This is a genomic window from Victivallis sp. (genome assembly GCF_048170485.1).
Classification (GTDB): Bacteria; Verrucomicrobiota; Lentisphaeria; order Victivallales; family Victivallaceae; genus Victivallis.
The window spans coordinates 17,207-37,900 of record NZ_DBEXAY010000017.1; the positions used below are offsets into that span (position 1 = coordinate 17,207).

At 59.1% G+C, this 20,694-nt stretch carries 14 protein-coding genes; 9 read left to right on the forward strand and 5 right to left on the reverse strand.

Features of this window, described 5'->3' with window-relative positions; genetic code table 11:
* The first annotated feature begins 182 nt into the window (after positions 1-182).
* The 3 genes from ACMLHG_RS00860 (at position 183) to ACMLHG_RS00870 (ending at position 3,815) form a co-directional block, all read left to right on the forward strand.
* Complete coding sequence (locus ACMLHG_RS00860) at positions 183-1,307, forward strand: substrate-binding domain-containing protein (RefSeq protein ID WP_417169213.1); 1,125 nt, start codon at positions 183-185, stop codon at positions 1,305-1,307.
* 441 nt (positions 1,308-1,748) lie between these two features.
* Positions 1,749-2,423 carry a type II secretion system protein gene (locus ACMLHG_RS00865; RefSeq protein WP_353891064.1) on the forward strand — a complete coding sequence of 225 codons (675 nt, stop codon included), beginning with the start codon at positions 1,749-1,751 and terminating at the stop codon, positions 2,421-2,423.
* A 21-nt stretch (positions 2,424-2,444) separates the two neighbouring features.
* Positions 2,445-3,815, forward strand: coding sequence for a GH39 family glycosyl hydrolase (locus ACMLHG_RS00870; protein ID WP_417169214.1), 1,371 nt, complete (start codon positions 2,445-2,447; stop codon positions 3,813-3,815).
* Between the two features lie 29 nt (positions 3,816-3,844).
* Here ACMLHG_RS00870 and ACMLHG_RS00875 read toward each other — a convergent pair whose 3' ends face one another.
* Positions 3,845-5,767 carry an ADP-ribosylglycohydrolase family protein gene (locus tag ACMLHG_RS00875; RefSeq protein ID WP_417169215.1) on the reverse strand — a complete coding sequence of 641 codons (1,923 nt, stop codon included), beginning with the start codon at positions 5,765-5,767 and terminating at the stop codon, positions 3,845-3,847.
* Between the two features lie 153 nt (positions 5,768-5,920).
* On the opposite strand from ACMLHG_RS00875, the gene ACMLHG_RS00880 reads away from it, so the two are divergent.
* On the forward strand, positions 5,921-6,760 hold the full coding sequence (locus ACMLHG_RS00880; RefSeq protein ID WP_116883035.1) for an AraC family transcriptional regulator: 840 nt from the start codon (positions 5,921-5,923) through the stop codon (positions 6,758-6,760).
* Between the two features lie 9 nt (positions 6,761-6,769).
* Here the strand turns inward: ACMLHG_RS00880 and ACMLHG_RS00885 are convergent, their stop codons facing one another.
* Complete coding sequence (locus ACMLHG_RS00885) at positions 6,770-7,315, reverse strand: hypothetical protein (protein WP_417169216.1); 546 nt, start codon at positions 7,313-7,315, stop codon at positions 6,770-6,772.
* 325 nt (positions 7,316-7,640) lie between these two features.
* Between ACMLHG_RS00885 and ACMLHG_RS00890 the strand changes: the two genes are divergently transcribed.
* The 5 genes from ACMLHG_RS00890 (at position 7,641) to ACMLHG_RS00910 (ending at position 15,453) form a co-directional block, all read left to right on the forward strand.
* Positions 7,641-8,768 (forward strand): GntR family transcriptional regulator, encoded by a 1,128-nt coding sequence (locus tag ACMLHG_RS00890; RefSeq protein WP_417169217.1) that lies wholly within the window; start codon positions 7,641-7,643, stop codon positions 8,766-8,768.
* Positions 8,769-9,067: 299 nt separating this feature from the next.
* Positions 9,068-10,009, forward strand: coding sequence for a type II secretion system protein (locus tag ACMLHG_RS00895; protein WP_417169218.1), 942 nt, complete (start codon positions 9,068-9,070; stop codon positions 10,007-10,009).
* 17 nt (positions 10,010-10,026) lie between these two features.
* A complete protein-coding gene (locus ACMLHG_RS00900; protein WP_417169219.1) occupies positions 10,027-13,503 on the forward strand; it encodes a hypothetical protein in 3,477 nt (1,158 codons plus the stop codon).
* Positions 13,504-13,600: 97 nt separating this feature from the next.
* Positions 13,601-14,383, forward strand: coding sequence for a hypothetical protein (locus ACMLHG_RS00905; RefSeq protein ID WP_417169220.1), 783 nt, complete (start codon positions 13,601-13,603; stop codon positions 14,381-14,383).
* Positions 14,380-15,453: an SGNH/GDSL hydrolase family protein gene (locus tag ACMLHG_RS00910; protein WP_417169221.1), complete on the forward strand. Its 1,074-nt coding sequence runs from the start codon at positions 14,380-14,382 to the stop codon at positions 15,451-15,453. Before ACMLHG_RS00905 ends, ACMLHG_RS00910 begins: the two co-directional genes overlap by 4 nt.
* Before the next feature lie 28 nt (positions 15,454-15,481).
* Here the strand turns inward: ACMLHG_RS00910 and ACMLHG_RS00915 are convergent, their stop codons facing one another.
* The 3 genes from ACMLHG_RS00915 to ACMLHG_RS00925 form a co-directional block, all read right to left on the reverse strand.
* On the reverse strand, positions 15,482-18,424 hold the full coding sequence (locus tag ACMLHG_RS00915) for a hypothetical protein (protein WP_417169222.1): 2,943 nt from the start codon (positions 18,422-18,424) through the stop codon (positions 15,482-15,484).
* A gap of 271 nt (positions 18,425-18,695) precedes the next feature.
* Positions 18,696-19,403, reverse strand: a complete 708-nt coding sequence (locus tag ACMLHG_RS00920) for a type II secretion system protein (RefSeq protein ID WP_417169223.1) — start codon at positions 19,401-19,403, stop codon at positions 18,696-18,698.
* 24 nt (positions 19,404-19,427) lie between these two features.
* Positions 19,428-20,573 (reverse strand): GntR family transcriptional regulator, encoded by a 1,146-nt coding sequence (locus ACMLHG_RS00925; RefSeq protein ID WP_417169224.1) that lies wholly within the window; start codon positions 20,571-20,573, stop codon positions 19,428-19,430.
* Between the last annotated feature and the right edge of the window lie 121 nt (positions 20,574-20,694).

Sequence of the window (20,694 nt, forward strand, 5' to 3'; positions counted from 1 at the left end):
TTTTTTTCTGCCTGTTTGCCCATGGAAAATGCGTCATGGAATGAACATGTCCCGGCTGAAATGTTCAAAATTCTGCTCAAAATTTCAATAAAAGAGAACATTGCGGCGGAATCTGTTGACTTTTGCTCAAAATTCCGGTATAATGTACCCGGAAACAGGAGCGGAAACGGAACAGAACGTCGATGAACTACCACAGCAAAACAACGCGGTTGAAGGAGATCTTTCTCAACGACCTGGCCGGAGAACGGTTCGGCGAAGAGGGCCGGATTCCTTCCGCGCTCCATCTGTCGAGGCTCTACGCCGCCAGCCGCAACACCATCCGCCGGATGCTCGGGGAGCTCGAGGCGGAAGGCATCCTGCGCCGCGAATCCAATCACCGGCTGCAGGCCGCCGGCATTCCAGTGCGCAACCACGCTGCCGGCCTGCCGGAAGAGCCGCCGCCGACGGAGGGAAAACGGCCGGTACTCGGCTGGTTCTACTCCGGCAGCTGCGATCAGCTGATCGTGGCGCGCACCCGCGGAATCGAACGGTTCGTGGAGGAGCACAATCTCGGACTGCGGATTTTCACCAGCCTGCACGGCCATGAACCGGTGCTGGGGTTGCTGGACCATATTCAGGGCTGCGGCGTCGACGGCGTTCTCGTGGCCAACCACCCGCTGCCCCGCTACACGGAGACGCTGAACCGCCTGACCGAAACGGGCTTCCCGGTGGTGGTCGCCTGCGGGCAGGCGCCGAATTGTCACGCGAGCATCGTGGCGGAGGACGACTTTCACGGCATCTACGCGGCGACCTCCCATCTGCTTGAAATGTACCGGAATCCGATCTACTTTCTGGGCGGCGCCGGCAATATCGAGATCCGGCTGCGCGGTTTCCGGCAGGCGATGTGCGACGCCGGATTCATCCGGGAGTCGGAGAAGCATATCCACATTCTCAAACAGGAGATGGATGCTCCGCAGAACTGGGACATGCGGCAGAAGATGCTGTTGCCCGGAAAACTGATCCGCCCCTTTCTCTCCGGGCTGAAACTGCCCGCGGGCATCGTATGCGCCAACGATTACATCGCCTTCGGCGTGTATGAGGCGGCCATCGATCTCGGCCTCAAAATCGGGCGGGATCTGATGGTGACCGGATTCAGCGATCTGCCGTTCGCCGCGCGGCTGGAGCCGCCGTTGACGACGGTGCACGTCGATTACGAAAAACTCGGATATCAGGCGGCCTGGCTGCTCCATCAGCTGATCACGGGGAGAATCACGGTTTCCACCCGTTTGCTGATTTCCGCAAAATTGCAGCAGAGAATGTCGGGATAACCCGCAAACCATAGGAGGAATATCATGCCACTCAGAAAATTATTTACCCTCATCGAGCTCCTGGTGAACACAACTTGTAAAATATACAATCAGTCCACGACTGCCACTCTGCGTAAAAGAGAGGGGCGCGGGGGAGAGAAAGCGGCGACCAGCGCCGCGTCTCTCCCCGTACCAAACGATCTCAACCTCTCGCACACTCCCGGCAAGCTCTTACGCCTTGGCCAATGCTCTGCAAGCGGCAAGTCGGAGCAAAAACGTGAAGTTGTCTTTCCGCAAAAAAGCGGGAAGACAACTTCACGTTATTGCGGATCTTCCTTCCTCGCCAGCCGACCGCGCCACCGCCTGTCGACTGTCCCGTACCCGGCACCGGCACCTTGCCGGACGCAGGGGGCGCGGGGGGCGGCGGATACGCCCCCCGCATACCGCCATTTAAGGCCGACCATCGCAAGATTTACGCTGATTGAGCTGCTCGTGGTGATAGCGATCATCGCGATTCTGGCAAGCATGCTGCTGCCGGCGCTGAACCAGGCGCGGGAGAAGGCACGCGGCATCAGCTGCCTGAATCAGGTCGGCCAGTTGACGCGGGCGCATATCCTCTACTCCGACGCTTACGACAGCTGGCTGGTGGTCAAGACCACCAATCCGCCCAACCGTCCGTGGGGTCAGGTGCTGAAGGAACAGGAGTTCACGACGCAGAAGACGCTTTTCTGTCCTTCGCTCACCGTCCGGGGCGACTACTGGAACACCTACGGAATGTACCGCGCCAACCTCGGCAACTATTCATTCTACGAAACGAATAAAGAGAGGTTCGGCAAATACCTGAAGGAAGTGCCCAGTGACGGCATCTACTACGCGACGGCCCGGATGAAGAATCCCTCCGGCCTGATGCTGCTGACCGACACCCTTTACTGCGCCGGAAGCAACAAGGGCAAAGGGAATACCGTATTCGACCCGCACTCCATCAGCAGTTCCGAAAGCGTCGGCGTCGCCCTGCAGCACGGCAATCGAGCCTCCGGCGGTTTCGCCGACGGACACGCCGCCGCTCAGGGAAAAACCGAGTTGTGGGAATACGGCTTCAAGGCCCTTGTCATCAATTCCGCCTACGTCAAAAAATAAATTTCAGGAAAGGATTTTTACATGCTCAGAACATTCTGCACCGGCGTTGCCGCGCTGGCATTCGCCGCCTCCCTCTCCGCTGCGCCGGAAATCGAGGTCGATATCGCGAAACAGGCGGGAACGATCAACCGCAAACTCGCCGGAGTGTCGCAGGGCGGCAACGCCGGAAGTTTCTTCAAGCCGGCGATCCGCAAGGGACTGGAGGGGCTGCCGCTTCCGCTCGTCCGTATCGAAATGATCACCAACAGCCGCCCCCACGCCCTCTATGACGCGTCAACCGGGAAATTCAACTGGACGAAACTTGACGAGGAGATCGAGGCAGTCCGAAAAGCCGGTGGCGAAGTGATCATCAACCTTTTCGGCACGCCGCAACACCTGGCGAGCGACCCGGCGGCGAAAGTTCCGGCCTTCACGCCGCCGAAGGACTTCCGGGCGTATGCGGAATTCTGCGCCGAAATCGTCCGCCACGTGAATATCGACCGGAAATATGGCGTCAGATATTGGGAGTTCTGGAATGAACCCTCCGGCAGTTGGTTCTGGACCGACTGGAAGAACGGAAACCGCCGCTTCTTCGAGCTTTACGGAATGGTCGCCAACGCGGTCAAGCAGGCCGATCCCGGCGCGCTGGTCGGCGGTTTCGGCGACAACGCCCAGTACCCGGAACATTATGCGGGCTGGTTCCGATACCTGAAAGAGAACCCCGCACCGCTGGACTTCATCACGATCCACTATTACGGCGACTGGGCGGGCAAAAACGGAACTCCCGCACCGCAGAACTACGTACGCTTCGCCGAACGGATGCAGGAACTGTGCCGCCGGGAACTGGGGCGGGAACTGCCGCTCTTCTACACCGAATGGAACCTTCCGGCCGAATCGGTGAACCGCTTTCCCGCCGCGCAGGTCGCCGCGTGGACCGGCTACGCACTCGCGGCAATGCAGGAATACGGCAAAATCGACGGCGCGGCTTTCTTCCGCATCGAGCACTACCGCGACCCGGCTTCCAGCCTGCTCGACCCGCAGGGGAACCGGCGCACCGCGTCGCGAGTCCTGCAAGCCTTTGCCGAACTGCCGGAGCAGCAACTGGCAGTCCCGGTTTCGCCGGAAGACACCGCCGTGCTCGCCGCCGGAAACGCCGATGCCGCCGCGGTACTGATCAGCCGTTACGCTCCCGCCGGTGACGCGACGGCGATGACCGTGCCGGTCCGTTTCCGCAACCTGCGGCCGGATGCCGCCTATGCCGTGAGCATCGCGCAGGAGGATTCCACTTCAGCTTCCCGGCTTGGAGCATCCGCACCGCAGGAGCAATCGCACCGCAGCGACGCGGAGGGCAATCTGACCATACCGGTGCGGCTGGAGCCATTCTCGGTTGCCGGGCTTACCCTCCGGAGATAACGGGCCGGGTGAATCCATAACAAGGTTTTTCATTCCGTCCCATCCAGAAATTCCCAGCCGACGACATGGGCATCCATACGCTCTCCCGGGCGGAAAGCGGCTTTATAATTGATGCTCAATTTCGTCATGTCGCTCTGCCTCGCCACTTTGAAAACCGCACGATGTTTTCCGGCGGGCAAATCGACCGGGTCCAGATTGATGTTTTCCGGAGTCAGGTAAGTCTCAAATTCCGCCCGCGCCAGCTCCCGGCCATCCAGCCAGAACACCAGCGGAGAAGTACGGCCGATCGAAATGCCGATCTTCCCATCCTCTTTCGTCACGAATTCCGAAACGAGGTAAAACACCGCCGGCCCCTGAAAGCCGAATGCCTGGTCCACCGGGATCAGGTCATCCACGGCGTTCACCCGGCCGTGCGGCGGAAGTTCAAGCGTTCCGGCCGCCAGCGCCGCCTCATCCAGCCCGACCAGATCCAACCCGGCGCGCATATTCAAGTGATAATTGCGAATTGCCGTGCAATTATTGTTGAATCCCCCTTGCGGAATATGCCGCAGATATGACTCCTCGCCAAGTTTCACCTGCGGAACCGTCGCAAAATTCCCCCAGAAAGGTCCGTAGACCTGCCACGGCACCGCCGCCGCGAATCCGAACAGAAAAACAGTCCCGCCGAATTCCGCCCGGATCAGATCGCCATCCAGAATCCGGTGTGGCTCCAGATGCCGCACCCGTACCGGAATCCCGGCACTTCCACCGGCCTCAATCCTCACATCCGCTTCATATTCAAACCGGAACGCTTCACTGCCGGTCAGCGTCAGCACGCCTTCCCGGAACCGGTCCGACAAATTGAAAATCTTCAATACACACTCCGCCTCTCCTCCTGCGGCGATCACCGGCATACCCCGGTATTCCACCTCAAAGCGGAAATCGCGCTTCCGCGTCGGCAGCCGGAATGCTTCCACCCCGGCCGGAACTTCCGTCACCTTGAGCTTCCTGTTCCAGAACCGCTCCGCCTCAAGCGTCAGCCGGGCGATATCGGCGGCAAGGTCCTCAATCCGGTCGGAACGGCGGTGCAGCTCGAAATTCGTCACATAACCGGTATCTTCCATGCCGTAATCCTTCCGCAGCTTTTCCGCCCCCCGGATGATGCCGAGAACCGCTCCGGCGATTCCGCAGGTGCAATCGGTATCGAAACCGCTGTTCAACGCGATCATGGTAGTCCGCTCCATATCGCCGTCCCCCATCAGCAGCGCCGTCAGCGTAATGCCGATATTCTCAAACATATTCGTGCAGTCCGGATGGCCGTAATCGCGGATGATCCGTTCGCGCACCCCGCGCCAATCCGGCTCTTCGCGGCAGAACCGGCGGGTATCGGCGATGAGCCGGGCCAGCCTGGAAGCGGCAGGGATCACCGCCAGGCCGGCGTCGATCAGTTTCTGCAGGTCATCTTCCACAAAGGCGGCCGCCTCCATCGCCGCGATAAAGGCTTCGGAATAAACCGACTCCTCCGAATGGTCGATCTGTCCGTCCAACCGGCAGATTCGCCCGGCCAGTCCGGGATCGCCCGCCGCGAGACACGCCCAGATCTCAGCGCGGATGCAGCAGCCCATCCCCTGATGATAAAAATGATTGTTGTAGGAACCGGAAACCGGCGGATGAATCCCCCGCCGGAAATTGCGCTTGAAATAAGCATATTCGCCCGGATTGTAGGGAACGTGGTTCAGAAACGCCTGCGCCAGATCGTCCGAATCAAAATCGAGCCCGATTTCTTCCAGTACGTTGAGCCAGAGAATCTGAAGCTCCAGATCGTCGTTCGGCTCCGTGATCCGCCAGAATTCCGGCTGGAACCGGTAGTCGAAAGCCTGTTTGCACCCTTCCAACGGCGCACCGATCGAACCGCACACGCACTTTCCCAGCCAACAGCCGTAGACCTTGTCGAAATAAGTCTGATAATTCATGAAAGCTCCGCCTTTCGTTGTTGATGGTATAGTATAGCACAGCACCGCCGGGAAAAGTTGTATGATTTCAAGAAAGAGTTGTACAATACGATATTTTTCTTGACTTCGCTTCAACCCGGACTATTTTTATAGAAAAACAGGGCGGTATTTTCAATGGAATTGTATCATCTGAACGACTATTGTTCTCCCGATCTGCCCCTCGCGGTCTGGCCGGTGCAGAAAGCAGGCGCGATCGGTCTGCACAGACATGACTGTTTTGAACTCGTGTTCATCACGCGCGGCACCGGTCTCTGCCGGATCAACGATCTGTCCTACCCGGTGCTGCGCGGCGACGTTTACATACTCAATCCGCACGACACGCATTGTTACGAGATGGCATCCAGCTGTACTTTTTACAACATTCTTTTTCGACGCGAACTACTGCAGCACGAACCCGCGCTGACTCCTCTGCTTGACGACTGGGAAAGCCGCACGGACCGGAAGCTCTATCAATTGGAAAACGATGAAACCGATGCGGAAGAATTCCGTTTTCAGGAGATCATTGTAGAACTGAAGAAACGCCTTCCGGGTTATGAAGCGGCCGTACGCGCGCTGTTCGCCGTTTTTCTGGTCCGGCTGCTGCGGCGCGGGAACTGCGAACGGCACATTCCGCCGGGGCACCGGCCAAGCGCCTCCAAAGTATTTGAATACATCAATGCCCATCTCGGCAGTACCATATCCCTGCGGGAACTGGCCGGCGTGGCGGGCATGAGCACGCCGGCTTTCGCCGGCGCATTCCGGCAATGGACGGGCAACTCCGTTCCCGGCCACATCGGCGCCCTCCGCATCCGGCAAGCACGCCGCCTGCTTGAAGAACGAAAACTTACCATCGGGGAAATTGCGCTGCGGCTCGGTTTCTACGATACCTGTCACTTCTCCCGCGTTTTCAGGAAAAAGACCGGGCTTTCCCCCCGGGAGTACCGGCAGCTCGGACACTTCGCCTCCCCACGGTAAACGGCCGGATCATTGCTGCTCGCGCTTTTTCTTTTCTTCTTCGGCTTTCTTTTTCGCGGCGGCCTCCCGGGCTTTGCGGGCCTTGTCGTCGGCGGCTTTCTTAGCCTTGCGGGTGTCGGAGATCAGTTTGTTCAGCGCCTGCATGTTGGCCGCTTTCGGAAACTTCCGTTTCGCATCCTCAAGGGTTTTCAGCCGGGCGGCCAGGCTCTTGTTCTTCTTCGCCTGATTCATCACGTTGTTCACGGATCTGGCCTGCTGATCGGCAATTTTCTTCTCCTTTTCCAATTCTTTCCTGCGTTCCTCCCAGCGTGCCTGCTGTTCCTTGAGCAGTTGCCGATGCTGTTCAAGCTCCTTTTTCAGCGTCGCCTTGTCCGCGTCGGAGAGGTCTTTTTCGGTCAGGATGCAGCCGCCGTCCCGGTGGAGCACCTCAATGCCGCGCCAGGTCACATTGACCACCTCGACATCGCGGTAGTCGCCGATCTTCGCATAGGCGGCCCACAGCGGACTTCCGCCGGCCAGCAGCAGAGTACAGAATATCGGAAAAATCTTTTTCATAATCACGATTCCTTGTATGAAACGTTTTCAATCTATTACAATATACTACATAATCAACGTTTTACAAGGTCCATTCCCGCTGCGGTGCCGATTCCGCGCCATACTCCCGCAGCCAAATGCCGTAATGAGGGAGGAGACCGGCCTTCACCTTGCATGTGCCAGTCGCCGCCCCCCTCCGGAGCGGCATTGGCGTGCCCTCCCGGCAGCGGCTCCCTGCCGGCAATTTTTTTTAAAATTTCAATGTATCGAGACTTGATTTAAGTGTATCGACACATTATACTATACCAGACGGAACTGAATCAGCCAAACGGGAAAGCCTTTTCAAATGGTCAGAAAAAACGCCGCCGTGTCCTTCGGCCACAAGTACGAGCAGTTGTACCGGGAGTTGAAGGAACAGCTCTTCGCCATGTCTCCCGGCAGCAGTTTTCCTTCCGTGCGCGAACTGATGAAGTCGCACGGCGTCAGCCAGGCGACGGTCTGCAAGGCCCTCGCCGACCTTGAGGAGGAAAAACTGCTTTCGCGCAATGTCGGCAGCGGCACTTTCGTGACCGAGGAAGTGCTCAAGTACAGCCCCGGCGCCCGTCCGGTCATCGGGTTGTCCATCCCGAACTGGCCGGGCAAGTCCAACGCGCTCAAGCAGTATCACTTTTACAAGTTGAAGGACGAATATGGGTTCGAGCTGCTTTTCCTGCCGTTCGACTATCAGAAATACCGGGTGATTCCGGTACTTCCGCGCACGCGCATCGACCTGCTGATCGTGTCGCCCTCCGCGGACAACCTGCGGAACGAAGACGCGGCGCTGCTCGAATCGTTCGGGATTCCCTTCATCGTTTTCGGCAGGGACTGCAACCGCCTCCGGCTGAATTGCGTCTGGCGGGACGAGGAGTTCATCGGCATGAAAGTCGCCCGGGAACTGCTGGAACTCGGCCACCGCAAACTGGCGCTGGTCATCACCGAACCGCGCATATCCGCCGTGGAGAGCCGCTGCAAGGGCTTTCTGCAATATTGCGAACTCAACGGCGTCACTCCGCAGGTCATCGACTGCGGCATCGCCCCCGGAGAAAACTCCCTGCCGAAAGTGTACCGGACCATCACCAACCTGCTGCGCGACGGCAGGCCGGAGGCGACCGGCTTTTTCTTCATCAGCGAAGAACCGGTGCTGGGCGCCTACAAAGCCTTTTATGAAGCCGGGGTGAAAATCCCGGAGGAAGTCAGCATCATCGGCTGCGGCAACACCGGCGACAGCGAATTTTTCCATCCGGGGCTGACCACCGTGGACGACGATATGCAGCAGATGGTCCGCTGCACCTACGAAGCGGCGCAGAAACTGTTGCGCAATTCGGAATTGATCAATACCGGAATCCGGTTTGAACTGGTCGAACGCGGTTCGACGGCGCCGGTTCCGGGGTCTTCTTTCCTCATGTCCAACAACAAAGGAAACTCCAAATGCTGACCGAAAAATTCCCCCATTCCCCCGTAAGCGGCTCCCGCAGACTGACAAGCAATTTTACACTTATCGAGCTGCTCATGAACACAACTTGTAAAATATACAATCAGTCCACGACTGCCGCTCTGCGTAAAAGAGAGGGGCGCGGGGGAGAGAAAGCGGCGACCAGCGCCGCGTCTCTCCCCGTACCAAACGATCTCAACCTCTCGCACACTCCCGGCAAGCTCTCACGCCTCCGCCAATGCTCTGCAAGCGGCAAGTCGGAGCAAAAACGTGAAATCATCTTTCCGCAAAAAAGCGGGAAGATGATTTCACGTTATTGCGAATCTTCTTCCCCCGCCGAGCAACCGCGGCCCCGCCTGTCGACCGTCCCGTACCCGGCACCGGCACCTTGCCGGTCGTGGTCCAGCGGCGAAAGCGCTGGTCGCTCCGGAAGGAGCGAAATCCTCCGTCGGAGACTATCCCGCTGCGGTTTTACGCTGATTGAATTGCTTGTGGTGATAGCGATCATCGCGATACTGGCGGCGATGCTGCTGCCGGTCCTCCAGAAAGCCCGGAACCAGGCCCGGAGCATCCAATGCGTCAGCAACTTGAAACAGGTCTTTTCGGGACTTGCGTTCTATGCCGGGGACCACAAATATTATCCGGCGGCCAAACCTTCGCAGGAGGCGGGAACGGCTTATCCGGGGGAATCCTTCGTCTGGACATTCCGCACGGCTCCCTATCTCGGGCAGCGCGGCGTTCCCCGGGCGCATGACGGAATCGACGTGTGGCAGGACGCCTCCGACATCCGCAACGCCGGTGTATTGAACTGTCCCGGTCTTGTGATCGGCAAGAAAGATATGTCCTGCTATGCGATGAACACCTTCGGCCGCTACAAGGAGGACTTCCGCATGACCGCCCTCGCCGCGCCACCGGAAGTCGACTTGAACTCTCCCGGCGGAAACAGCCTCTATGCCAAGCCGGACTCCCGCTGCACCAAAAGCTCCGGCGGGATCGCCCCGCCCTCCCCCTCGCGGATGCTCTTTGTTTCGGAGCTGGGCTACGGCGCGGAGATGGCCGCCAACGCGGGCATCCCGTGCAACATCCGGAACGGCACTTACTTGAACAACGTCTACAACGGCCTGTTCCAGAACGGCTTTGAAGCCTCGTTCCGCCACAGCGCCAGAAAATCCGTCCTGTGGTTCGACGGCCACGTGTCGCAGGTCCGCTACAAGGAAGTCAACTGGAGCCTCGTCATCCCCTAATCCCGCAGGATCATGATATGAAAACGCGCATTTTTCTTTCGCTTTTTTTGCTGTTCCAGCTCATCGCCGCATCCGCCGCGGCGGAACGCATCCGGCTTTCGCCGGACCGGGGGCTGTATCTGCATATTCCGGGCCAAAAGGAACCGATTCTTTTTCCGCGTTCCGGCGACGGAGTCGCGGTCACCTGGAATCCGCAGGAATCCAAGTACATCTCCCTCTCTTTCCCGGAGAAGCGGAAACTGCCGGAATTCACCCGGCTTTCGGTTACCGCCCGATTCCGGGTTCCGGCGGATACGCCGGTTCGCAAGGTGAGTTTGCGCCTGCTCGACAGCGGCAACGAAAATTTCCAGTTCTCCCGGCCCGCCGTCGTCCGGGACGGCCTCATCGAAGCCGTCTGGGAGATTTCCGCCGGCAGTCAGCCGCACGGCTGGGGCGGCGACGGCAATAAAATGCTCGACCAGCCCGCCCGCGTCTACGGATTCAGCATCGACCACGCCCGGCAGGGAAACCGGACGAGTCTGGAACTGCTTTCGGTCGAAATCGGCGTTGCCGGAGGCGGGACCGTCTCCGCAGAACGGCCGTTCCACACATTCAACTCCGACGAAATCCACCGCCGCAGAAGCGGAACCGGGGAACTTCATCCCGGTTCCGAAGCCCTGCTGGTCACCGGAATCGTCGGCGAATGTTTCGTGACTGAACGCCGCAACCCGGTCCGCACCTTCCACGCAAAGCCGCGGAAGCTGAAAGTCACGGCGGAACTTCTCGCCGGAAATCCCCGGCTCCGCTGGAGTTTCCGGGACGCGGGCAACCGGCTTTTGAAAACTCCGGCGCTTCCCCTGAAACCGGGGAAAAACACACTCGAATTCGATCTGGACTCCCTGTTTGCCGGCGCCCGCCTCCCGTTCCGGGCGGAGGGTTTCACCCTCTCCTGCGACGGCGATACGCCGGGAGCCGTATTGCTGACAGGAGCAGCCCTCGTCACGGCGGAACCGCCCTCCGAGGCGCTGGACTTGGAAATCGTCACCGGCAACGCCCTGCATGTGCTGAAGCGGGGCGAAGAGAACGCATTCAAGCTGAATTTCACCAACCGCTCCAACCGGGGCGGCGAATTCACCGCCGATCTGGAATTCCGCGACTTTTTCGGGAACGGTTTCCGGGAGCGCGCGACATTCCAACTGGAAGCCGGAGAGACCGCCGGCCACACTCCCCGGCGGCTGCCCGGGTCTTTCGGCCATTGGGAAGTCGCCGCTGACATCACCGAACACGGCGCGCCGGAATTCCGGAGCCGCAAAACCGGAAACTTCGCCTACCTCGATCCCGCCGGTCCGACTCCCGGGCGGGCGCCGGGCTTTCTGTTCGGAATCTGCAACAACTCCGCCTCCTGGAGTCCGGGCGAACAGCAGAAAGGGATCGAGGCGGCGGCCCTCTGCGGCGCGAAGATCGTGCGGAACACCTTCGAGTGGCAGCGTCTGCAGCCCGCGCCGGACCGGTGGAATTTCGCCCCGGTCGACTCCCTGATCGACCGCCATCTGGCGGCCGGAATCGAGCTTCAGGGCTTCTTCGGCTTCACCCCGCGCTGGGCCGCCCCCCCGGAACGACGCAACGCTTCCGACTGGAAAAGCTGGAACCGGGGTGCGCCCGATCCCGGCGCATGGCGCAATTATGTGCGGACCGTGCTGTCCCGCTACCGCGGCAAAATCCGCTACTGGGAGGTCTGGAACGAGCCGGACCTCTCCGGCTTCAACCGCATGAGCCTCGAAGAGTACGCGGCCCTCCTGAAAACCGCCGGAGAAATCGCCCGGCAGAACGCGCCGGAAGCAGTCGTCATGACCGGCGGCTTCGCGACCGCCATCGGCCACACCGGCCTGAAAAGCCCCACTTTCCAGCGCGACTGCCTGAAGCTGGCCCGGGGCGCTTTCCAACTTCACGCCTACCACCAGCACGGTTCTTTCGACCGGTTCCGCAATGCGGTGGACGGCAAGTTCCTGCCGATGCGCCGGGAAACGGGAACCGACGTCCCGTGGTACGCCAACGAAACGGCGGTCAGCTCCATGAACGGCACCGAACGCAACCAGGCGCTGACCCTCTTTAAAAAGCTGATTTTCGCATGGGCGCGCGGCGCGGTCGGCTACAACTGGTACAACCTGCGCAATGACGGTTTCGACCCGATGAACGCGGAACACAATTACGGGATGATGAGCTTCGATTTCCAGCCCAAGCCGGTCTACTCCGTATTCAATATGCTCGCCGGCACGTTCCGGGAAGCGCGATTCCTCCGCCCGCTCGAAACGGGCGACGATTTTCCGGCCTTCGTCTTTGCGGACGGGAAAAACCTCCTGATTCCCGCCTGGAACGAATCCGATTCCGGCGGTACGCTCTCCGTCGTTCTCCGCACCGACGCCGCCGCGGCCTCCGTCATCGACCTGATGGGGAACGAAGTCCCGCAGGAGACGGAACAGGGCGTGGCGCTTCTTTCGCTGACTCCGATGCCCGCCACTCTGAAACTGAAAGGCGCGAGCCGTGTCGAACCGGCCGGACGGCTTCTGGAAGCGGCAGCTTCCGGCGCGGCCGCTCCCGGCCGGAGCTTCCGGGTCGCCTGCCGGCTTTTCAACCCGTTCGACCGGGAAAGAGAGTTCCGGCTCAAACTGGAAAACCTGCCGGAGGAGTTCCGGGTTTCCGGGAACGCCAGACACCTCACCGTCCCGCCGAACCGGACGGAAACCGTCGAATTTGAACTCTCCGCCCTCCCCGGCTTCAAACCGGAATACGGACACACCCGCCAACTCAGGCTCGCCTACGAGCTGCACGGCACGCCGTGGCGGGGCAGCCTCGACATTCCGGTCAATTCGGCGGTCGTGATTCCGGCCCGGGCGGATTTCAACCGCGCCCCCGACTTCCGGCTCCGCGATATCTCCCAGGTGGTCTCGCTGACCGCGGCGGACCCGGCGCTGGCCCACCGCCTCTGGCGCGGCCCGGACGACCTCAGCGCCGAACTTTTCCTGAAACTTGATGGCGGCGAACTGCGGATCAAGGTTCTGGTGACCGACGACAGGCACGTCCAGCCCTTTACGGGATTCTCCGTCTGGAAAGGCGACAACATCCAGCTCGCCTTCCAACTGCCGGGACAGAGGGGCTGCTGGGAACTCGGACTCTCCCGACTCGACACCGGCCGGTCCGAGGTGTTCCTTTACCAGGCTCCGGACGGTTTCGCCCCGGAGGCGGCACAGGAGATGAAGCTCGTCACTACCCGGAAAGAAAACGTGACCGGATATGAACTGGTCATTCCGCTGAAAACGGTCGCCCTCACTCCGGCAGCCGCCCGGCAGGGATTCCGTTTCAACCTGCTGATCAACGACAACGACGGCGAAGGGCGCGACGGCTGGATTCACATCGCCCCCGGCATCGGCGAGAATAAGAATCCGGAACGATTCCCCTTTATTCTGTTTGAACAGGAGGTCGGAAATTTCGCCGCCGCTCCGCCTCGGAATCCCTGAAATTCCGCGATTTGTCCGGCTTTCATATTTAAAAGTCGTCGAAATGGTATTATATTGAATAAGACAGGAAGATCCAACATCTCCCGGAGAGGATACCATGAAGATGAGAACGTTTCCGAAAATTCCGGCGACAGCCGTACTGCTGCTTCTCGCCATTGCCGCCGTCGCCGAACCGATCAATATCCGCATGTCGCGCGAGGACCGCTTCCGGCTTCAACCGCCGCAGGGCGCGCAGCTCAAGCTGGAAAAATACATGCCCAACCGCATCGCGGTCGCCGAAATCACCGGCCCGCAGCAGCAATATCAGATGCAGCTGACCTTTCTCGCGTCGCTGGCTTCGGAGGGAGTGCTCAATGACGCCGACAAGCTGGAAAACGCGCTGCGGGTGCGTGCACGCGAATTTCTGCCGCAGTGCGTGGAACAGCTTTTCCGGGTTTACCCGGCCAACCCGGCGGGCCGTCCCGCCGCGCTGCTCTATCTGACCGACCGCAAATACGCCGACAAGCTCCCGCCCGCCGGAGAGTGGCGATACCTGACCTGCGGCATGGTGCGGATCGGCGACAACGCCGTGCTCACCTATCTGCTGAAAACCAATTCGATCGGCACGCCGGAGTATGCGCGGCTGCTGGAATTCATCGACTCCTTCGTCAAACCGGCGGCCTCCGCCCCGGCCGGAGCGAAAATTTCCGACAGCCGGGCCGCGGTCCAGGCCCTGATCCGGGCAACCCCGGAAGCGGCGGCCTATCTGCCGTTCACCGCAACACTCAACGGCAGCCACTGGCAGCTGGACGGCTCCCGGCTGGACAACACCGCCCCGCTGAATGACACCCGCCACTATCAGGTCGAAACCGCAACCGGAAAGGTTTCGGAGCTGAAATGAAACCGCGCGATATCTCCGAAATCGACCGGAATTTCAAAATCGCCTCCGTCGGCGAGCTGGATGTGGAGTTCCGCGATGCGCTGCAGCCGCCCTTTGCGGCGGAGGGCTTCGCGTGGCGCAAACCCGACGCCCCGCTCTATCGGCTGCCGGAGCATTTCACCACCGCTGAAATCAATCAGGGAGCCCTCGATCTCGCGCACCACACCTCGGGCGGCACGATCCGTTTCCGCACCGATTCGCCCTGCCTTGCGCTGCGCGCGCAACTGGCTTACTCCTTTGATATGAATCACATGCCGCGCACCGGCAGCGCGGGCTTCGATCTCTGCCGGCGGGAAAGCGGGCGCTTCGTCTTTCTCGCCGCCGCCCAGCCGAACCGCGACCAGCAACTGCTGGAGCTGCCGCTGCTGCGCGACGGCTCCGGCAAAATGACCGAATATCTGTTGAACCTGCCGCTCTACGGCGGCGCGGCCTCGGTTGAAATCGGCGTTGCTCCGGGCAGCGCGGTGCTGCCGCCCGCACCGCACCGGATCGCGAAACCGATCCTGTTCTACGGTTCGAGCATCACACAGGGAGGCTGTGCGTCGCGCCCCGGCAACTCCTACGCCAATCTGCTCTGCCGCGCTCTGGATGCGGAGGAGATCAACCTCGGCTTCTCCGGCAGCGGCAAGGGGGAAATCGCGCTGGCCGAAGCGATCGGCGAACTGGAGCTCGCCGCCGTCGTGCTCGACTACGACCACAACGCGCCGGACGAAGCCCATCTGGAAGCGACCCACGAACCGTTCTTCCGGGCGATCCGAAACCGGCGGCCGGAACTGCCGGTGTTACTCGTGTCAAGATGCGACTTCCACGGCACCGCCGCCGACATCCGCCGCCGGGAGATCATTCGCGCGACCTGGGAACACGCGGCCGCGGCGGGCGACCGGCACGTGCGGTTTCTCGACGGCGAACTGCTGTTCGGCGCCGAGGAGCGCGACGCCTGCACCGTGGACGGCTGCCATCCGAACGACCTCGGCTTCTACCGGATGTACCGGACCATGCTGCCGATCCTCGCCGAAATGCTCGGCCTATAAGAGCTTATTTTGGGATAAGCTCTAAAGTTCAGCGGGTCAGGTGGTAAGCCATCACCCCGCCGGGAAAACAGCCGGGATCGGCGGTAAACCGGAAAACCCCGTCCGTCAGTACGCCTTTCACCTCGCCAAGCGCCTTGCCGTTACCATTCAATGCAGTTACGCGAAACGGCCGCTCCCCTGCGGCAATTCCGACTTCTGCCTTCAGACGCCGCACCAGAATCGGCAACCGCCCGATGTCCGGGATCAGCTGCATGGTTTCATCCTCGAATGTCATTCCCGTCGGTAAAACATTGGTCAGATGAATCACAAGGATACTGCCGCTTGCAGCCAGCGGATGCTCATCCAATGCAATCGCGGCGACTGTCTGAAACCCTTGAACATCGTGTACGGAAAGCCTCCCGGCTTCAAGAGAACCGCGTTCCAGCGTAATGCTCTCGCTGCGGGGAGAACTGACCGTAAAACTCCGGCTGCCGGCATCAATCTTCAATTCCCCGGTGGAACTGACTACAGGGCCGAAAGGTATCTTGATTTCCGGATCATCGGAACCTCCAAGCACGGTTACGTCCTTGGGGATACGCGGTACGACCACGGCGCCGACCTGCCCGGTCAGCCCCAGGATTCCAAAATTCGCGATATCGCCGTTCCGATCACCGACCCCGAGGTCATTTGCAGAGAAACGTTGCGCGAATTTCTGCCGGGCGGGAGAAACGTCACCGCGCCGGAACATCGCAATCACAATGCGGTCGGAGAGACGGGCAAGCGGATCTCCGGCGATATCGAACATAAACGGCGGACCGCTCGCCCCCCGTTCCACTCCCCAGGCACTATGCGTCCAGGTGAAGCGGAAAATCCCGCTCCACTCCTGCAATGCTGCATAACCTCCAATCAACGGACCGTATTCCGCCCGATAGCGATTCGGGTTGCAGAAATTGATTTCAGTAACCAGAAACGGCTTGTTGAAAATCCGGCAGGCCATCAGGTCGGTAAGCGGTTTCGCCGCCCCCCCGACTGCACTCTGTTGACGGAAAAGATACGGCGCCGCCCATTTGGTCTCAGGAAAAGACGGGTGGTCGAAATAGCTGTGTACATCGACCGCCTCGAACCGGTCCCGCATCACAGTCAACGCAGAATTCATCTGGAAATTGAGGCTCGTCACCATCGTCTCCATCCTTAAATCGTCTTTCAGGAATGCCTGAAGTTCATCCAAGCACTTTCCCTGAAGTTCGCTCAGGAACAGCGTGAAATTATCGGGATTGCCGGCCTTCTTCCACTGTGCAAAGTATTCCAGATAGCACTTTCTGGAACTTTCCGACAGATTCCAGTTGGCACACAACGGATCCTCATTGGCGATATTGACACAAAAAAGAGCCGGATCTTCCGCCCAGGTAAGCCCGGTGTAAGGATTCCGATGCCTCATCCAGCGGCGAACGTATTCTTTCCAGTTCTCCCGGGCCGCACGGCTGATCGGCATTAAAGTCTTGAGTTGGGGGCCGGAGAAATCACACTCCGGAACATTGTCCCCCGGCTTCAGCTCCCGGTTGGTATAGAAATCCGTGGTCAGGTACAGCCCGCGCTTTTTCAAGGCCGCAAACAGGTAATCGAGCCGGTCAAGCTTTTCCGGATCGAAAGTCAGCGTGTCGCTTGCCGCCGGGTCGAGCAGATCGGTGTCCTGATGATGAAATCGGACGCCGTTGTAACCGCAACGGACCAGCCGCTCCGCCAAAGCGTCGGCAAATTTCTTCTCCGGGTAATTGGCAGAAAAGCAGAGATTCACCCCGTAAATCCGCAACCGTTTTTCGGGCGCATTTTCAAAGGTCATCGTTCCGTCAGAGGCCGGGCGGACAAAACCGTATTTTCCCGCCGGAGCGTCGGCAAGAGACGAAAAATCGAGCGGACTGCCGGCAACCGTATCATCGGTAAAGGTGACCGGAATCCATTCCGCATTCGCGCCGACAACCACCTTTTCGCCTCCGGTGAAAGCAATACGGACCGGCTTCTCCGTAAGAGTGACGGCAGGAATCAGCCAGCGCCCGCCGGCGGCCGTCGGACGAAAACACACCTCCACCGGATCGTCGCGATCCAACCGGAAACCGGAAACGTAAAGAACGGTTCCGCCGTAAGCCGGTTCGTCCTGCCAAACCGGAAGCGCATTGGCGCATCCCTGTTCCCGGCGGTTCCAGGAAGCGATATCCCGCCCGGCAAAGAGTGGAAATCGACGGAAAGAACCATCGGCGAAACGGACTACCAGTTCCCCGAACTCCCCGGCGACCGGCAGCCTTTCCCCGGCGTGAAGCAGATTGATCGCCCCGGCCCGGATTCCACGAGGAAGTTTCAGGCGATATCCGGCCGCCTTGCCGGAATCCGGCGGATTTTCAAGATAAATGGCCCGGCCACGTTCCGCGGGAATCCGGAATTCCAAAGTCTCATAACTGACCGTACTCTCGCGGGGCAGAATCGGCACATCTGCCGGATATCCCTCCGCAGCCGGAGCTCCCGCCGGCTCGACCGGCATACTCTTTCCTGAAACGATCTGAAAATCCAGCTCCAGAGAACTCTGCGAAATCCGTCCCTCCCTCCGGGAAAAATAGAACCGGATCGAACAGGTCGCATCTCCCCACGGACGGTTGTCCTGCAACATAACGGAAAGCGGCTGCCGGCCGCCGACAACCAGGAACCGCCCGCCGGCCAGTTCCATCTCAAGCTTGCGGACATTGTCGGATTTATAAAAATGCGGTTCTTCTGGCCTCTCCGGAAATACAACCATGTTTCCGTCGATCCGAACTCCCGGGAAATCAATCGGCAAATCAAGTGAGCCGTGCAGGGAATTCAGCTCGACCGCCTTCGGGAAATTCAAGTCGTACCGGAGTGAAAACGAATCGGCGCCGGTCTGCCGGAACTCACCGGAAAGCAGGCCGGAAACCCCGTCAATCACAAGTGTTTCGCGTACAGAACGTCCGGTCGCCGTCAGCACGGACTTACGCTCCCGTCTTTCGCCACCGTCCCAAAAACGGTTATAAGCCATGATGCCAAACCGTCCCTCGCTGATTCGGAACGTTCCGTTCTCCAACCAGCTTACACCGGGAGGCATGGCTATTGCGGTGAACACGGCGGCAAACAATCCCGACGCCACTACAATCCATCTTCTATTTATCATATCAAAAAACTTGCTCCTTATTTATGCCGATATGATTTATCAGCTTCATGCGTCAAAGATTTCCGAAAAAACGAAGTGGAACCTATCGTCATCTGAGACTCCAATAGTTATAATAGATTGTCCCGGCCGCAGGCTCAGCCGGAATTGAGGGTTGCCCGGCATCCCAGATCTCATTGCCGGTCACGGCTGCGACATGACCGTCATAAAAGCTTGAATTGAGACTCTCGCGGTTGTGCCGGTAAGCAATCGTATCGGTGGTGTACGTTTCTCCGGCCAAACGATAACCGGCGGGGCTGGCATTCGAATAAGCCACTTTGCAGTCCAAAGCATCCATCACGGCCAGCTTGCCGGAAGGCGATTTGATCCGTGAAAACGAAACTGTTCGCATCCGGGGATCATTCCAGCTGGGGCCAAATTCGTTATTCCGCCCATACGAATTCATGATTTCCGCAAAACCATTCGCTTTTTTCATTGCGCTGATGGCATTGGGACAGAGAATTTCAGGAACGACGGCCCATCCATCCTCCTGATAACCGACACCAAGCAAATCAAGATAGGCCAGATTATTGACCCAGCAGTAACTGAAATTCCAAGAATCGTAATTCACAGGCAGCATATTGTCACAATCGTTGATATACATCTGATCGGCCATGCCGAACTGTTTCAGATTACCGCGGCATTTAGTCTGCCGAGCCTGACTTCGCGCCTGATTCAATGCCGGCAACAGCATTCCCGCCAGAACGGCGATGATTGCAATCACTACCAACAACTCTACCAAAGTAAACCGATGTTTCATACTACCAACTTTCTATTGTTTTGGTTAAAGAAAGGACTGTGGATCGGAACGCCGGAACGCATGAACGGAATTACGGAAAATAATCTTATTACCTCTTTGCAACCTCGTCACGCATTTATGATAGCCCGGCGTGTTGATCTGCCCGAACAGTTTTTCCAAAGCATGCCGGGCAATCTGCGTTTCGTCATAGGCAGCCAGCGCGGTCAAAGCCGGATTTACGATTGAACAGAACCACCGGCTGTCGACGGTCAGAACGCTGAGTTCCTGCGGGACAGAAATACCGAGCTGCGCGGCAGCCCGCAAGCAACCGGCCGCCATCGGCGCATCAATTACGAAGATCGCAGTCGTATCCGGATAGGTCGATACGACTTCCCGGGTCAGCTCTTCACCCGATTCAACAGAGATGGATTCACATTCAATGATGTGAATTTCTTTTTCCGTCAGTCCGAATTCCCGCATCGCCTTTTCGATTCCCACGCGCTGACAACTCCCAAACTGGCTGTCGACGCACGGCGCCAACACGGCAATGCCGCGATGGCCGAGAGCCAGCAGATGCTTTATGCCGCAATAGCAGGTCTCGGCATCGTCGTGCATCAGCACGTCGAGTCCGAACTCATGCGACACATCGTGATCAAGCCCGCCGATCAGCACCAGCGGTGTCCGGTATGCCTGAATTTCCCGGGCGAGCTTCAACGAATTCGTGCCGCACATCACGACGCCGAGACAGTCGGAGGCCAGTTCCTTCGGATCGATCACGGCGGAATTCTCACGGCGCAGGAAAACAAGCTCGCACCCCCGCTCGCTCAAACCGCGCTCAAGCTCGAAGAGAATCTGGAACCAGAAATCCCCGTATGGAAAGATATCCGTGAAAAGCACCTTGACCTTGCCGGAGTGCTTCCGCTGGCGGCGCGGCTTGACCGGAAGCGTTTCGGCGGCGAAGGTGCCGATGCGCGGACGGCGCACCAGAAATCCCTCCTCCACCAGAATGCCGATCCCCTTTTCCACCGTCGTCGAACTGAATTTGAAAATCTTCATCAGCTCGCGCGAAACCGGAATCCTCTCCCCCAGCGGAATCCGTCCGGTCAGAATCAGCCGGCGAATCTCACGCGCCAGCTGCATGTAATAAGGCAGGTTGTCGCCCTGCTCGATCCGGATGCTTTTCCAGTCCATAACCCTGTTCCGCCCTGTTGCAATGTATCGTTTATTCACCGATAATTATACCTTAATTCATGCTCAATGTCAATACCAAAGCATACAAGAAGCATAAATACGACACAGGACAATAAGCGGA

Coding starts and splice junctions, on each gene's coding strand:
- ACMLHG_RS00895 (WP_417169218.1), top strand. CDS start 9,068: ATGATTTCACGTTATTGCGAATCTTCTTCCCCCGCCGAGCAACCGCGG.
- ACMLHG_RS00875 (WP_417169215.1), bottom strand. CDS start 5,767: ATGAATTATCAGACTTATTTCGACAAGGTCTACGGCTGTTGGCTGGGA.
- ACMLHG_RS00860 (WP_417169213.1), top strand. CDS start 183: ATGAACTACCACAGCAAAACAACGCGGTTGAAGGAGATCTTTCTCAAC.
- ACMLHG_RS00905 (WP_417169220.1), top strand. CDS start 13,601: ATGAAGATGAGAACGTTTCCGAAAATTCCGGCGACAGCCGTACTGCTG.
- ACMLHG_RS00920 (WP_417169223.1), bottom strand. CDS start 19,403: ATGAAACATCGGTTTACTTTGGTAGAGTTGTTGGTAGTGATTGCAATC.
- ACMLHG_RS00870 (WP_417169214.1), top strand. CDS start 2,445: ATGCTCAGAACATTCTGCACCGGCGTTGCCGCGCTGGCATTCGCCGCC.
- ACMLHG_RS00880 (WP_116883035.1), top strand. CDS start 5,921: ATGGAATTGTATCATCTGAACGACTATTGTTCTCCCGATCTGCCCCTC.
- ACMLHG_RS00890 (WP_417169217.1), top strand. CDS start 7,641: ATGGTCAGAAAAAACGCCGCCGTGTCCTTCGGCCACAAGTACGAGCAG.
- ACMLHG_RS00925 (WP_417169224.1), bottom strand. CDS start 20,573: ATGGACTGGAAAAGCATCCGGATCGAGCAGGGCGACAACCTGCCTTAT.
- ACMLHG_RS00910 (WP_417169221.1), top strand. CDS start 14,380: ATGAAACCGCGCGATATCTCCGAAATCGACCGGAATTTCAAAATCGCC.
- ACMLHG_RS00885 (WP_417169216.1), bottom strand. CDS start 7,315: ATGAAAAAGATTTTTCCGATATTCTGTACTCTGCTGCTGGCCGGCGGA.
- ACMLHG_RS00900 (WP_417169219.1), top strand. CDS start 10,027: ATGAAAACGCGCATTTTTCTTTCGCTTTTTTTGCTGTTCCAGCTCATC.